The sequence below is a fragment of the Halogeometricum limi genome, from assembly GCF_900115785.1.
Lineage (GTDB): Archaea > Halobacteriota > Halobacteria > Halobacteriales > Haloferacaceae > Halogeometricum > Halogeometricum limi.
This window is the reverse complement of sequence record NZ_FOYS01000001.1, coordinates 467715-482755: the sequence shown is the minus strand read 5'-3', so window position 1 is coordinate 482755 and position 15041 is coordinate 467715. Positions and strand designations below refer to the sequence as shown.

Sequence of the window (15041 nt, the reverse complement as noted above, 5' to 3'; positions counted from 1 at the left end):
AAAGCGAAACGTCGTGGGCCGACGGTCACCGCCGGGCGCGGACCGCGGCGGAAGGCCGACCGTGAGCGCGCCGGGAAGGCGGCGCGCGGTCGGCGGGTCTCAGTTTAGAACTGGTCGATGGACTGCGGGAGTTCGAGCTTCATTCCCTTGCGCTCTCGAATCTCCATGATGGTCTCGCGCTGGAGGTTGTCCGCGAGGACGCGGAAGCCGGCGTTCTCGGTGTTCCACGACGCGCGACCTTCGGTCGCAGAGCGGATGTCCGAGGAGAATCCGATCATCTCCTCGACGGGCGCGATGCCCTCGATGACCATGAGGTCACCTTCCTGGAACATGTCGTCGACGCGGCCACGGCGACCCTGAATCTCGCCGGACGCCGAACCCATGTGCTCGGACGGAACGTCGATGCGGACGTTCTGGATGGGTTCGAGGAGCTTGATGTCACCGTCGATGAGCGCACGGTGGACGGCCTCCCGCGTCGCGGGGATGACCTGTGCGGGACCGCGGTGGATGGTGTCCTCGTGGAGTTTCGCGTCGTGCAGACGGAGCAGCGCACCTTGGACGGGTTCGGCCGCCAGCGGACCGTCGTCGAGCGCCTCTTCGAGACCCTCGATGACGAGTTCCATCGTCTCGTTCAGGTGCTGGATACCCTTCGTCTCGTCGATGAGGATGTTCGTCCCGTGGATGTGTTCGACGTTCTGGGAGGTGTCCTTGTCCATGCCGGCCTCCTGCAGCGCTTCACGGCGCTCCAGTTCGGGCATGTCCATCGAGACTTCGCCGAGTTTGATCTGCTCGACGATGTCCTCCGAGAGGGGTTCGACGGTGATGTAGAACTTGTTGTGGCGGTTCGGGGAGACACCCTCGACTTCGCGAGACTGCTTCTGCGGCGACTCGCGGTAGACGACGATGGGCTCACCGGTGATGACCGGGATGCCCTGGTTCTTCTGGATACGCTGGGTGATGACTTCGAGGTGGAGTTCACCCTGACCGCTGATGAGGTGCTCGCCCGTGTCCTCGTTAATCTCGACGCGGATGGTCGGGTCCTCTTTTGCGACCTGCTGGAGCGTCTGGATGAGCTTCGGCAGGTCGTCCATGTTCTCTGCCTCGACGGACTTCGTGATGACGGGTTCGGAGATGTGCTCGATGGACTCGAACGGCGTCATCTCGATAGAGGAGACGGTGGAACCGGCGATGGCGTCACGGAGACCCGTGACGGCCGCGATGTTCCCCGCGGGGACACCGCGGTCCAGTTCCTCGCGTTCGCCACCCATGAAGATACCAACGGACTGGACGCGGTTCGTCCCGGCCGTCCCGGAGACGTAGAGGTCCTGGCCCTTCTTGATAGTCCCGCTGAAGACGCGACCGGTCGCGATTTCGCCCGCGTGGGGGTCCATCCCGATGTCGGTCGCCATGAAGACGACTTCGCCGTCGTCGTCGACTTCGCGCATCTGGCGCGCGATGTCGAGGTCGTCGTCACCGCGCCAGACGCGCGGGATACGACGAGGCTGGGCGTCGAGCGGGTTGGGGAAGTGCTCGGCGACCATGTCGAGAACGACGTCCGAGAGCGGCGTCTTCTCGTGGAGTTCCTGGCGCTTGTCGGCCTGTTCGAGGTCGATGATGTCGCCGAACGACATGCCCGTCGCCTGCATCGACGGGAGCGAGACGCCCCACTTGTAGAGGGCGGACCCGAACGCGACGGTGCCGTCTTCGACGGAGACGGTCCAGTCGTCGACGTCGTCCATGTCCTCGGTCATCCCGCGGATGAGTTCGTTGACGTCGCCGATGACGTCGGTGAGACGCTTCTGCATCTCCTCGGGACCCTCTTGGAGTTCCGAGATGAGGCGGTCGACCTTGTTGATGAACAGCGCGGGCTTGACACCCTCGCGGAGCGCCTGCCGGACGACCGTCTCGGTCTGCGGCATCGCACCCTCGACGGCGTCGACGACGACGAGCGCACCGTCGACGGCGCGCATCGCACGCGTCACGTCGCCACCGAAGTCGACGTGGCCGGGCGTGTCGATGAGGTTGATGAGGTGGTTGCGGTCCTCGTACTCGTGCGTCATCGAGACGTTAGCCGCGTCGATGGTGATTCCGCGTTCCTGTTCGTCCTCCTCTGTGTCCATCATCAGTTGCGTCGCCTCACCCTTGTCTGCGATCATCCCCGCGCCAGCGAGGAGGTTGTCGGTGAGGGTCGTCTTTCCGTGGTCGACGTGAGCGGCGATGGCGATGTTCCGGATCTGCTCCGGCTTGTCCATCAACTTCTCACATTCCTGGACGATTTTCTTTCGTCGGCCCATTATACTGACCCGTACCGGTAGGAGGGTCAAAAGGGTAGTGTTTTGCCGGTGGCGAAACGGCCGCGAGGACGCCGCTGTCGCCGTGGTATGTCCCGTTTTGGCACAATCCGGATTCGCGACAGTCGCCCGCGTTCGCGCCCGTCCCCGACCAGTCGCTCGGCAAAAGAGTCTTTGTTACGCAGACTATGGTAGTGATACGCATGGACCTCCGAGTGCTCGGGTCCGCACCCGCGGATCCGTTCTTGAGCGCGGCCGACCTGTTCGAGACCGAGTACGACCTCGACAGACCGGTCCACGTCACCGTCCGCGACGACCCGGATGCGCGGACGTGGGCCGCTCACTACGACGACCGGCACGAACTGAACATCTCGCGACAGGCCGCGACGAGTGCGATGGCGCGCGAACTCGTCCTCCACGAACTCTCGCACATGGCTCGCAACGAGGAGCGCCACGCCTCGCACGTCCAGTCGACCGAGGAAGCGCTCTATCTCGCACTGTCGGGGAGTTCCGTCGAACGTCGAAAGCTCGCGCACTGCTACCAGATAGCGAACCACATGAAAGACATCTACGCCGACGACATCACGCTCTCGCTCGCGCCGGCGGAGAAACTCGTCCACTTCCTCGAATCGGAACTCGCCCGCGCCGTCGTCGCCAACCCCGGACCGTCGCCGTGGCCCGACTCCCGACTCCTCACGGCCGACGCCGACCCCGAGATAACCGCCGTGAACGCGGCGTTCGCCCTCGCACTCGTCGAACGACACGACCTGGTCGACACCGACCACCGCATCTACGACCTGGCGCACGCCGCCGCCGACGACGCCCCGAACGTCGAACTCTCGGCGTTCAAAGAACGGTTCTACTCGCTCGCCGCCGACCCGACCGAGAGCGACTACCGGAAAGCGCTCGTGGATGTGACGCGCGCGTACGCCATCGGGACGAGAGGCGGGTCGGCCGCGGCGGACTAGGCGGCAGACCGGAGCCGAAAACGAACGGAGCGGTCGCTCGGCGGTCGAGAGAGGAGAGAAGAGAGAAACCGCGCGCTTACCGGGCCGCTTCCGCGACGCGTTCGCGCTCTTCTTTCTGGTTGATGGCGTACGTCTGGACGTCGTAGTCCGCAGCGCCCAGAAGCTGCTGTGCGAGCGCCTCGGCGGCGCTTGTCGTGGACTTGTACGACGCGCTCGCCGTCCCGTCGGCGAGGAACTTCAGCGCCTGGTCGACGCGACGCTGGGGCGCGACGTCGACGGCCTGCGGCACCGAGATACCACCGTACTTGAGGCGAACGGTCTCCTCACGCGGGGCGGCGTTCTCGACGGCGGTGACGAGCACCTGAATCGGGTTCTCCTCGGAGCGCTCGTTGACGATCTCGAACGCGTCCTTCACGATTTTCAGCGTCTTCTGCTTGTGACCCGTGTTGTCCTCGGACTGCATGAGGCGGTTGACGAGTCGCTCGACGATGCTGATCTCGCTCTTCTTGAACTGCTTCGACGCGTGACGACCCATCGTGTGCGCGATGGGCGTGACGTTGATGTACCGCTGCGTCGAGGGGTCGGCGTACTCGATTTCGCCGATCTCCCACACGCCGAACAGCTGTGCGTTCTCGACCGCTTCCTCGGAGTCGGCCGGCGCGTCCGGCTCGGGTTGTTCGCTTTCAGACATTATCGTACCGGTTTCTCTGCGTTACCGCGGACCAGTTCGATCATCGAGACGCCGTTGACCTTCTCGACCTTGTAGTTGACACCGGAGAGGTCACCCATCGCACGACCCTTCGCCCCACCGATACCGGCGATGGTGACTTCGTCGTGTTCGTCGATGAACGAGATAGCGCCGTCACCGGGACAGAAGGCGGTGACTTGCTTGCCGTTCTTGATGAGCTGAACTCGGACGCACTTTCGAATCGCCGAGTTCGGCTGCTTTGCCTCGATACCGACCTTCTCGAGGACGATACCGCGTGCCTGCGGTGCGCCTTCGAGGGGGTCGGACTTCTTCCGAAGACCGCGTTCGCGGCGCGCGTACTCCGAGTCAGACCAGCGTCGCTTCTGCCGGTCCTGCTTGAGTTTGCGCGCGGCGTATTTGCCGTTCGCCATAGTGGACACAACTTCCAGATGGAGCTACTTAAGCCTCCCTTTTCGAATCACGACGAGACGGCCGCAGGTTCGATTAGCACCCCCTAAGGACGATTCTGAGGCCGTTTCGGAGTTCGAAGTTACGGCTTCTGTGGTCCGCGCAGGAGTCGAACGGTTCTGAGAGTCCGTCTCGCTGTCGTCGGAGCGGATGCTGACATTCTCCTGATGTTTTATGAGCATGGGGATTGTCGAGCAACTATGTCAACAATTAGCGGGGTGACACTATTCGAGGGAGAGGAGGTAGTCTACCAGACAAAACCGTCTTGGGTTCAGTGGTTTTGGAGCATCATTCTCGGAGTCCCGTTCAGTTTGGTAATAGTCGGGCTGTGGCCACTCTGGAAAGCGTATCGCGCTCGCTCAGGAACAACGTACGCAGTCACGACGGACCGAGTTATCGAAAAAACCGGAAATCGAAATGTGACGGTAGACGACACCCGACTCGACGATATCGCCAAAGTAAGTACGGAACAGTCACGCCGCATGCTTCTCTTCACGGTGGGAACGGTGCTCATCGACATACAACACGGAGGAACGATGAAGTTCGAAGGGGTCCCCGATGCGTCACGCTTCGTCGCGGCGATACGAGAACGGCAGTAATTCCAGAGAGGAATCACCCCGAGTCCGCGAACGTCACGTCGCCCGAGAGGTGACCGTACGTCGGCGGACTGAGCGGGAACCCCTCGTCGTCGCAGACGCGTTTTACCTCGTCCGTCACCGTCGTCTCGACGGCGGCCACGTCCGTCTCCATCGGGTTCGCCACCCAGTAGTCGACTCTGAGCCACACCGCCGCCTCGCCGAACTCGGCTATCGACACGGTCGGGTCGGGTTCCTCGCGGACGCCCTCGGTGCCCTCGACGACGGGGACGAGTGCCGCTCTGACCGCGGGGACGTCCGCGCCGTAGTCGAACGGCAGGCGGACAGTCTTTCGGACGCGACTCCGCGCGAACGGTCTGACGACGGCGTTCGCCGCGAGTTCGGTGTTCGGGACGGTCACCTCTCGGTGGTCGATGGTGCGCACGCGCGTGGTCCGAAAGCCGATGGCCTCGACGGTGCCCTCCCGGTCGTTCCACGCGATGTAGTCGTCGACGTTGAAGTTCGAGTCGGCGACGAGGAAGACACCGCTGACGAGGTTGCCGATGACGTCCTGTCCGGCGACGCCGATGGCGAGCGTCGCCGCGGCGACGACGAGTGCGGAGTCGGTGAGGACGTCGCCGTACCCCGCCGTGACGACGGCGGCGACGACGGCGACGGTGAGGACGACGACGCGGAGGTAGAGGCTGGTCGCCTCCTGAATCGTCGGATTGTCGCGGTTTCGACTCCGGACGACGCGGACGACGGCCGGCGTGACGAACAGTCGTCCGACGAGGAGGACGACGAGTGCGGCGAGAACGGCGGCGAGAGCCGACCGGACGAACGGGTCGAGCGTCTCTACCGGGGGGAGGTCCACCTGTGCGGCCGAGGCGACGAACATAGCAGTTGCTCGTCGTTCGAGGCGACGAATAAAGTGTGCCGTGGCCGCGGACGACCCGTCGCCGGGCCGCCTACGTCAACTGGATGTCGTCGACGCCGTGGTGTCGCTGCGCGAGCGTTCGGGCCGTCTCGATGTTGCGGCCCTCTTTCCCGATGGCGACGCCGCGGTCCTCGTTCGCGACTTCGACGTACGCCACGCGGTCGTCCTGTTCGGAGATGGTCACGTGCCGGACGGCGGCGGGCGCGAGCATGCTCGCGACGAACGCCTCCGTCGTGTCCGCGTCCTCGACCAGTTCGACCGAGCGACCGAGTTTCTCTTCGACCGTGCGGACGTGCTGTCCGCGCGGGCCGATGGCCTGTCCCATCTGTCCCGCGGCGACCAGGATGACCACCCGGTCGTCGAACACGAGACAGTCTCGTGCGACCGCCTCGGTCTCGTCTTCGAAGAGGGCGATGAACTGGCGTGCCGTGTCCGACAGTGTGACCGTCATGCGTCAGTCGTCGGAGGGTTCGGGCGCCGCCGCGTCCGTCTCGTCGTCGGCCGACGCCTCAATGGAGCCCATGCGGAGGTCGACGTCGCCGGTGCCGATGGCGATCGGCTTGCCGACGATGACGTTCTCGATGACGCCGTCTAAGTCGTCTTCCTCGCCGTGGATGGCGGCGTCAAGCAGGTGGTTGACCGTCACCTCGAACGCCGCGCGGGCGAGCACGGAGTCTTTCGACCCCGAGATGCCGTGACGACCGATAGACTCGATTTCGCCGCGGTTCGTCATGATGTCGGCGACGAGCATCAGGTGTCGGACGTTCACGTCGTCGAGACCCTGCTCGCGCAGCGTGTTCATCGTCTCGTTGATGATGGCCTCGCGGGCGGCCTCGATGCCGAGGTTGCGGTGAATCTCGTGGATGTTGTTACTCGTCGTGCGCGAGGCGTCCACGCCCTCGATGGGCAGGACGTCGCCGAACGCCGACCCCTCGGTGTAGAGGACGAACTCCTCGTCGCCGGTCTCGTCGTTCTCCTCTTTGCGGATGACGACGCGGGTGATGTCTTCGATACCCTTGAAGACGATGTCGCGGAGTTCCTCGACCAACTGGAGCAGTCGGCGGTAACTCGGCGCTTCGGGGCCGAACTCGACGACGGTACCCGAACGGCGGGTCTTCACGCCGAGGGCGTCTTCGATGGTCTCGGCTATCTCCTGGGCGACGGTGTCCACGTTGTCCACCGTGGGCCACCGTTCCATGAGCGTGTCCTCGTTCAGGTCGATTTGGACGACCATGTCGGCGACGTTCGTCGACACGTCACCGAGAGCGAGAATCTTGGTCGCCTCCATCGACCAGACGACCTCGTGGGCGCGTTCGCGTTCGGTCGCGTACTCGCCTTCGAGGTACACCGTCATCATCGGCGTGTCGGGCGTCTTCCGCGCGTCAACAAGTTCGATGAGACGGGGGAGTCCCTGCGTGACGTCGATTTCGGCGACGCCCGCGTAGTGGAACGTGTTCATCGTCATCTGCGTCCCCGGTTCCCCGATGGACTGCGCGGAGACGGTTCCGACGGGGTCGAGAGGGTCGACGCGGGTGTCGAGGTAGCGCGCCTCGACGGCCTGCGCTATCTCGTCGGCCTGCGCGGGCGAGACGCCCTCGCGTTCCTCGATGGTGTCGTAGATGCGGAGCTTCAGCCGTCGCGGGATGTCGCGGTCCTCGACGAGGGCTTCGACGTCTTCAGTCACGTGTTCGTACTCAGTCATCGGACTCCACCTCCGTGCTCTGGGCCTTGTCGAGGCCGGGACCGGCGTACTCGGAGAGGTTCGTCGGCGGTTCGCGGCGACCGAGGAAGCGTTCTTTCTCCTCGTCGGAGGTGAACTCGGCGTCCATCACGCGGTCCGCGATGTTCTCGACGTCGATGCCGTCCTTCTCGTTCGAGGAGACTTTCACGGGCGAGGTGCCGTCCTCGCCGAACTCGAACTGGACGATGGTGCCCGAGGTGTCTCGGACGGTGCCGTCGTACTGCGCCTCCAGTTCCGAGAGCGCGTTGATGAGACGACGCTGCAGGTATCCGGACTTCGACGTCCGGACTGCCGTGTCCACGAGGCCCTCGCGGCCACCCATCGCGTGGAAGAAGAACTCCCGCGGCGTCAGGCCGCCACGGTAACTGTTCTCCACGAAGCCGTGGGCCTCGGCCGAGAGGTCCTCTCGCTGGTAGTGGCTCAGGGTACGACCCTCGTACCCGCGGTTGATTCGCTCGCCGCGAACCGCCTGCTGGCCGACACAGCCGGCCATCTGCGTGAGGTTCAGCATCGACCCACGCGCGCCGGACCGGGCCATGACGACGGCCGGGTTCTCGTCGGTGAAGTGGTCGTCCGCGATTTCGCCGGCGGAGTCACGCGCCTTGCCGAGTTGCTGCATGATCTTCATTTCCAGCGTCTCGTCGACGGTGCGGCCCGGCAGCGACTCCAGTTCGCCGGCCTCGTATATCTCGATGAGTTCCTGCACGCGGTCGTAGGCGCTCTGGATGGCCTCGTCGACCTGTTCGTTGGCCTCCTCCGGAATCGACTCGTCGTCAATACCGATGGAGAACCCGAAGTGCATGATGGCGCGCATCGCCAGCGAGGCGACTTCGTTGATGAACACGCGCGAACGCGTCTTCGAGTACACCTTCGCCAGCGTGTCGACGACTTCGCCGCCGAACGCGCCGACGGCGTCCTCGTCGATGGTCCCCTCGACGAGTTGGCCGTCGCGGATGACCACGTCGTCGCCCGTCGACGAACTGAACTCGAGATTCAGGTCGTCGGGCAGGAGTTCGCTGAACAGTTGCCGGCCGGTCCAGTAAGGGCGGCCGTCCTCCTCTTCGCCCGCGGGTTCCGGGAGCGTGTCGATGCTCGTCGCGCGAAGCAGGTCGAGCGCCTGTGTCTCGGAGAAATGCGGGTTCCCGTTGGTCAGGAGGTAGGTGCCCGAGATGTGGTCTTGAATCGCTCCGATGATGTTCTGCCCGAAGCGGGGGCTGAGAATCTGCTCTTGGACGCGCATGAGGACGCGCGCCTCAGCACGGGCCTCCTCCGTCTGGAGGGCGTGCATGTTCATCTCGTCCCCGTCGAAGTCAGCGTTGTACGGCGGGCAGACGACGGTGTTCAGGCGGAACGTCTTGTACGGCATCACGACCACTTCGTGGGCCATGATGGACATCCGGTGCAGCGACGGCTGTCGGTTGAAGATGACGATGTCGCCGTCGATGAGGTGTCGGTTGACCTCCCAGGCGGGTTCGACCTTGTCCGCGAGTTCCTCGCAGTTCTTCTCGGTCACCTTCAGACGGCGGCCGTCGGGTCGCTTGACGTAGTTCGCGCCGGGGTGGCCCTCGGGACCGTTGCGGACGTACTGCTGGGCCCGTTCGAGGTTCCGTTCGGTCACGTTCATCGTCTGCGTCATCTCGCGTGCGACGCGTTCGGGGACGCCGACTTCGTTGAGAGAGAGCGTCGGGTCCGGCGAGATGACCGTACGCGCGGAGAAGTTGACGCGCTTCCCGGACAGCGAACCGCGGAAGCGACCTTCCTTGCCCTTCAGGCGCTGGCTCAGCGTCTTCAGCGGACGCCCGGAGCGGTGGCGAGCGGGCGGCGTGCCCGAAATCTCGTTGTCGATGAAGGTGGTGACGTGGTACTGCAGCAGTTCCCAGAGGTCCTCGATGATCAGTTGCGGCGCACCGGCCTCGCGGTTCTCCATGAACCGCTGGTTGATGCGGATGATGTCGACGAGTTTGTGCGTCAGATCGTCCTCGGAGCGCTGCCCGTTGTCGAGCGTAATCGAGGGACGCGCCGTCACCGGCGGCACCGGCAGCACGGTCAGAATCATCCACTCGGGACGGGCGCGATTCGGGTCGATACCGAGCGTGACGATGTCCTCGTTCGGGATGTCCTCGAACCAGTCGCGGATGTCCGAGGGCATCAGCTTGTTCATGTCCTCTTCGGTGAGGTCGACGTCGAGCGCCTTCTCCAGTTTCTTTCGGTCGTCGCCAACGGGGCGGAACTCGCCGGAGAGAATCTGGTTGACGCGCTGGAGTTCGATGCCCGTCTGGTCGGCGAGCGTCGAGGGGGCCATCCCGGCGTCGTCCTCGTCGTCCTCGTCGGGCTGCATCGCGCTGGCGATTCGCTCGGAGTAGTCGCCCGCGAGCACGTCTTGGACCTCGTAGTACGTGGTCGGCTTCTCGTGTTTGATGTCGTGTTGCGGCGCGCCGCAGTGCGGGCAGTTGTTGGCCTTCCGGGCCTGTCGGACGGCGGACTTCAGCACGTCCGTCCAGTCCTCGCCGAGTTCCTCGGTTCGGGTGAGACCGTCGCGGAACTCCTCGGACTCCTCGTCGGTCAGCGAGAGGCGACCGCACTCGCGGCACGTCGAACGGAGGAGACGGCGGATGAGTTTCGTGAAGCCGACGTGGATGACGGGCGCGGCCAGTTCGATGTGGCCGAAGTGCCCGTTACACGAACCCGAGTGAGAGCCGCAGGTGCGGCACTGCAGGCCGGGGTCGATGACGCCGAGACGCGGGTCCATGAGGCCCATGTCTATCGGATAGCCGTCGTCGTCGTAGGTGTCCGCGGTGATGACCTTCGTCGCGGACATGTCACGGTACGTCTCCGGGTCCATCAGCCCGAACTGGATGGCCCCGATCTCCTTGGGTGTCTGCATTGACATTGTTGTGTTAGACTGCGTCTTCGAGGTTCAGTCGCGGTCGGATGCCGAGGGCGATCATCTCGTCCAGCAGCAGTTTGAACGCGTAGCTGATCTCTATCTCGTGGATGTTGTCCTCGTCGCCGGTGACGGGGTCGTAGATACGGCGCTGGTCGCGGTCCTCGACGGCCACCATCCCGGTGTCCGCGGAGACGTACACCTCCTCCTTGTCGGAGGAGTCGAGCAGGCGTTCCTGCAGGACCATCGCGGCCCCGTGCCCGATGACGGTGTCACGCTCCATCTCCCCGAGACGGAGGCCACCTTCACGCGCACGACCCTCGGTGGGCTGGCGGGTGAGCACCTGCACCGGCCCGCGCGAACGGGCGTGCAGCTTGTTGCTCACCATGTGGTACAGCTTGTGGTAGAAGATGATGCCGACGAAAATCTCGGCCTCGATCTTCTCGCCGGTGACGCCGGAGTACATGACCTCCTTCCCGGAGGACTTGTAGCCGTGGTCTTCCAGCGCACCGCGGAGTTCGTCCTCGTTCTCGCCCTGGAAGGCGGTGCCGTCGACGCGGCGTCCTTCGAGCGCGCCGACTTTGCCGCCGAGCATCTCCAGCACGTGGCCGACCGTCATCCGGGACGGGAGGGCGTGCGGGTTGATGACCAGGTCGGGCACGACGCCGTCCGCCGTGAACGGCATGTCTTCCTGTGGTGCCAAGTGGCCCACGACACCCTTCTGACCGTGTCGCGACGCGAACTTGTCCCCGAGTTCGGGGATACGCTGGTCGCGGACGGACACCTTCGCGAGTTTCGAGCCGTCTTCACCCTCCATCAGGGTGACCGTGTCGACGACGCCGGACTCGCCGGAGCGCATCGTCACCGAGGTTTCGCGGCGCTTCTGCGGCGAGAGCCCACCCATGTCGTCGGGCTCTTCTAAGAACCGCGGCGGCGACGTCTTCCCGAGGAGGACGCTGTTCTCGTCCACCACCGTCTCGGGGTTGACGAGGCCGTCGTCGTCCAGGTGGTTGTACGCGTCTTCCCCGCGCGCACCACGCACGTCCTGACTCGGGACCTCGAAGCGGTCTTCCTGTCCGCCGGGGTACCGGCGTTCCTCACCCTCGTAGGTGCGGAAGAAGTGCGACCGCGCCATCGCGCGGTCGACGGAGCCTTTGTTCATGACGAGCGCGTCCTCGATGTTGAACCCCTCGTAGGACATCACGGCGACGGTGAAGTTCTGCGCCGCCGGTCGCTCGTCGAAACCGATCTGTTCTGTCGTCTGCGTCTTCACCATCGAAAGCTGCGGGTAGTGCAGGAGGTGCTGACGCGTGTCCGGACGGATGCGGTAGTTCGCGGAGGGCAGTCCGAGCGACTGCTTCATCATCCCCGCGCCCATCGTAATCCGGGGCGAGGCGTTGTGCTCGGGGTACGGAATCATCCCCGCGCCGATACCGAAGATGAGCTGCGGGTCGATTTCGAGGTGCGTGTGGTCCTCGTTCAGGTCGTCCTCGTCGACGGCGACGTAGATGTCCTCTTCCTCCTCGGCGTCGATGAACTCGACGTAGCCGCGTTCGACGAGGTCCTCGAACGAGAGCTCCTCGTTTTTGACCGCCTGAATCTCGTCGTCCGAGAGCAGCGGTTCGCCGTTCTCGACGACGATGAGGGGACGACGGGCGCGGCCCGCGTCGGCGTTGATGATGACCTCGCGGGTGCGCTCTTTGATGGAGACGTTCACCATGTCGCTCACGTCGCCGCGGCGACGCGCCTCTCGAATCTGTTGGGCGAGCTGTTCGGGGTCGGGGTGCGTCCCGACGAGACTTCCGTTGACGTACACCTTCGCTTCGCGTTGCTGTGTCTGAGCCATGGTTTAGTCGTCCGCAGGCGTGTTGGTCGGGTCGGGGCCTTCGATACCGGGGATGCCCTCGACACCCATCGACGCCAGTTCACGTTTGAGCGCCTGTTCGTCCTCGATGTTCTGTGAGAGCTCCATCGCTTGCGCGAAGTTCTTCACGAGTCCGCAGTTCGGTCCCTCGGGCGTCTCCGAGGGGCAGATGCGACCCCACTGGGTCGCGTGCAGGTCGCGCGCCTCGAAGTGCGGCTGACTCCGCGAGAGCGGACTGCGGAGGCGACGCAGGTGAGACAGCACGCCCATGTAGTCGGTCCGGTCGACGAGTTGGGAGACGCCGGAGCGGCCGCCCACCCAGTTCCCGGTCGCGATGGGGTGTTCGAGTCGCTCGGTCAGCACGTCGGAGCGGACGACGGTGTTGACCGTGAGCTGACGGTTTCGCATGTTCGCGCGTTCGAGCTGGTACTTCACGTCGCGTGCCAGCTTGTTCAGCGCCGTCCGGAACAGGTCCTTCATCAGGTCGCCGGAGACCTTGAGACGCTTGTTGGCGTAGTGGTCCTTGTCGTCGGAGTCGCGGCGCTGGAGCGCAAGTTCGAAGCACGCCTCCGCCATCCGGCAGAGGTAGAACGCCTTGTTGATGCGGACCTCTTCCTCCTCGACGCCGTCCTCGTGGAGGTGGGGAAGGAGGTACCGGTCGATGACGTAGTTCGCGCGTTTCAGCTGGTAGTTCTTGCCCTGCCCGCCGGCGACGCGTTTCCCGAGCGTCTCGATGGCTTCGGCTTCCGTCTGAACCTCGGCCTCTTCGAGGTTCTCCAGCATGAACTTCACAATCTCGGGGTCGTCGCTCACGCGGTGAACGATCTCCTCGTCGGATTCGAGACCGAGTGCGCGCACGAGCGTGACGAACTCGACGCTGCCGGAGACAGAGGGGAACGACACTTCGAGGATGCCTTCGCGGTTCCGCTCACAGAGGACGAGGGCGCGGTAGCCACGTCGCTGCGAGAACGTCTTCGCGACCTGAATCTCGTCGCCATACTTCGTGTCGTACTCGGCGAGAATTTTGTTGGGCGCGAGGTCCTCCGAGGTCATCAGCACGCGCTCGGAGCCGTTGACGATGAAGTAGCCGCCGGGGTCGACGGGGTCTTCGCCGATTTCGACGAGTTCCTCGTCGGAGAGGTTGTGGATGTTACATTTCGTCGACCCGACCATGATGGGCATGCGGCCCACCTTCGTCTCGGTGGTGTCCACGACGACTTCCTCTTCCTCTTCGCCGCCGCGGATGATGGACATCTCCATGAACACCGGCGCGGCGTAGGTGATGTTGCGGAGACGGGCCTCCTGCGGGAACAGGAGTTCCTCAGAACCGTCGGCCTCGCGGACGCGCGGCGTCTCGACGCGGATATCGCCGAGTTCGACGTAGACGGGCTCTTCGCCCTCTTTGTCACCGATGTCCGTCTCGATAGTCGCCTTCTCGCTGACGACTTCCTGCATGCCCCGTTCGAGGAAGTTGTTGAACGAACGGAAGTGGTGCTCTGCGAGCCGTTCCTGTGAGAAGTACTGTCGCGATACTGCGCGTCGGTCCTGTCGGTTCATTCGATCACCAGTCGGTATGTGACGGCCGTGTCCGTGGTTCGCGAGTCACGAACGATCTTCACCACGTCGCCCGTCTCGACTCCGTCGGGCGCCGCCGGGTCGGTTCGCTTGATCTTCGGAAGGTTCGTGCGCTTGACGTCGTACTCGTCCAGCATCTCCTCGACCTCCTCCTCTTCGAGGAGCGTATGTTCTGGAACGAGTGTGTGTTGGCTTACGTCTACCATGTATGGGTGGGGGAAGAAGTTCTCACGAGATACTACAGGCGGGTTCGGACGGCACGCATTTAACCCTTGTTAAGTAAGTCGAGAAGCGCCGCTCATCGTAACGAGTGCCTCCCAAGCCGGCGTCCGAAGTCGGCCGAGTCGCCGACCGAACCGCTCGCAGTCGGCGGCGCACCGCCTCCGCGGACGTCAGCGCAGCACTCGCGTTGGAACCGACAACGCAAGAGTCGAATAAATGCCTTCCGGCGAATCGAACGGTCCGTGTTTCGAACACCAGAGCAGATTTGGGCGCGTCGACGACGGGCGACGGCGAGTCCGAACCTCGGCCGAAGAGTGTCCGAGGGCGACGCGGTAGAGGCTACCACGCGGGTTGCAGATGATAAGTCTTAATTACTAAACCGGGTTACGAATGAGTAGAGCAAGCCCGGATGGTGTAGTGGCCCATCATACGACCCTGTCACGGTCGTGACGCGGGTTCAAATCCCGCTCCGGGCGCTGTTTGCTCTCTGCGAACGCGGACCACCTGCCCGGATGGTGTAGTGGCCCATCATACGACCCTGTCACGGTCGTGACGCGGGTTCAAATCCCGCTCCGGGCGTTTCTGACGCGAGCTACCTCACGAGCACCGCGTAGCGTGTGCTCGTGCCCGTGAGCGTCGAAACGAAGTACAAGGGATTTGAACTAGGGAGCGAAGCGAACGAAGTGAGCGGAGCGACTGAGGTTCAAATCCCGCTCCGGGCGTTCTTCTGATTTCAGTTCCCTAGCGAGGCGTCTCGTCGCCGAGCGTACCGCAACTGAAATCTGTGAACGGTTGCGAAGGGATTTGAACCAGGGAGCGAAGCGAACG

General features: G+C 64.0%; 12 protein-coding genes and 2 tRNA genes. 4 read left to right on the top strand and 10 right to left on the bottom strand.

The annotated features are described in order from the left end of the window. Positions 1-104 precede the first annotated feature (104 nt). Positions 105-2294, bottom strand: coding sequence for an elongation factor EF-2 (locus BM282_RS02525; RefSeq protein ID WP_089876471.1), 2190 nt, complete (start codon positions 2292-2294; stop codon positions 105-107). A 200-nt stretch (positions 2295-2494) separates the two neighbouring features. Here BM282_RS02525 and BM282_RS02520 point away from each other — a divergent pair, with 200 nt between their 5' ends. Then, positions 2495-3259, top strand: coding sequence for a DUF5781 family protein (locus BM282_RS02520; protein ID WP_089876469.1), 765 nt, complete (start codon positions 2495-2497; stop codon positions 3257-3259). 76 nt (positions 3260-3335) lie between these two features. On the opposite strand, the gene BM282_RS02515 is transcribed toward BM282_RS02520, so the two are convergent. Together BM282_RS02515 and BM282_RS02510 are read right to left on the bottom strand one after the other, a co-directional pair. After that, positions 3336-3950, bottom strand: coding sequence for a 30S ribosomal protein S7 (locus tag BM282_RS02515; RefSeq protein WP_089876467.1), 615 nt, complete (start codon positions 3948-3950; stop codon positions 3336-3338). Next, positions 3950-4378, bottom strand: coding sequence for a 30S ribosomal protein S12 (locus BM282_RS02510; protein WP_008386999.1), 429 nt, complete (start codon positions 4376-4378; stop codon positions 3950-3952). Before BM282_RS02510 ends, BM282_RS02515 begins: the two co-directional genes overlap by 1 nt. Before the next feature lie 237 nt (positions 4379-4615). Here BM282_RS02510 and BM282_RS02505 point away from each other — a divergent pair, with 237 nt between their 5' ends. Next, the gene (locus BM282_RS02505; protein WP_175501337.1) at positions 4616-5014 is read left to right on the top strand and encodes a PH domain-containing protein; all 399 of its coding nucleotides are present in this window, start codon (positions 4616-4618) and stop codon (positions 5012-5014) included. 13 nt (positions 5015-5027) lie between these two features. On the opposite strand, the gene BM282_RS02500 is transcribed toward BM282_RS02505, so the two are convergent. From BM282_RS02500 to BM282_RS02470, 7 genes are all read right to left on the bottom strand, one after another. Beyond that, a complete protein-coding gene (locus BM282_RS02500; RefSeq protein ID WP_089876464.1) occupies positions 5028-5888 on the bottom strand; it encodes a mechanosensitive ion channel family protein in 861 nt (286 codons plus the stop codon). A gap of 70 nt (positions 5889-5958) precedes the next feature. Then, the gene (locus BM282_RS02495; RefSeq protein ID WP_089876462.1) at positions 5959-6378 is read right to left on the bottom strand and encodes a NusA-like transcription termination signal-binding factor; all 420 of its coding nucleotides are present in this window, start codon (positions 6376-6378) and stop codon (positions 5959-5961) included. Positions 6379-6381: 3 nt separating this feature from the next. Then, complete coding sequence (gene rpoA2, locus BM282_RS02490; protein ID WP_089876460.1) at positions 6382-7629, bottom strand: DNA-directed RNA polymerase subunit A''; 1248 nt, start codon at positions 7627-7629, stop codon at positions 6382-6384. Continuing rightward, the gene (locus BM282_RS02485) at positions 7622-10552 is read right to left on the bottom strand and encodes a DNA-directed RNA polymerase subunit A' (RefSeq protein WP_089876458.1); all 2931 of its coding nucleotides are present in this window, start codon (positions 10550-10552) and stop codon (positions 7622-7624) included. The genes rpoA2 and BM282_RS02485 overlap by 8 nt, the downstream gene beginning before the upstream one ends. A 13-nt stretch (positions 10553-10565) precedes the next feature. Further along, entirely contained in the window at positions 10566-12398 is a 1833-nt protein-coding gene (gene rpoB, locus BM282_RS02480; RefSeq protein ID WP_089876456.1) for a DNA-directed RNA polymerase subunit B, read from the bottom strand. A 3-nt stretch (positions 12399-12401) separates the two neighbouring features. Beyond that, positions 12402-13973 (bottom strand): DNA-directed RNA polymerase subunit B'', encoded by a 1572-nt coding sequence (locus BM282_RS02475; protein ID WP_089876453.1) that lies wholly within the window; start codon positions 13971-13973, stop codon positions 12402-12404. Further along, on the bottom strand, positions 13970-14197 hold the full coding sequence (locus BM282_RS02470) for a DNA-directed RNA polymerase subunit H (protein ID WP_089876450.1): 228 nt from the start codon (positions 14195-14197) through the stop codon (positions 13970-13972). Before BM282_RS02470 ends, BM282_RS02475 begins: the two co-directional genes overlap by 4 nt. A gap of 419 nt (positions 14198-14616) precedes the next feature. Between BM282_RS02470 and BM282_RS02465 the strand changes: the two genes are divergently transcribed. After that, positions 14617-14689: transfer RNA gene (locus BM282_RS02465), tRNA-Asp, on the top strand. A 30-nt stretch (positions 14690-14719) separates the two neighbouring features. Beyond that, positions 14720-14792: transfer RNA gene (locus BM282_RS02460), tRNA-Asp, on the top strand. Positions 14793-15041 lie beyond the last annotated feature (249 nt).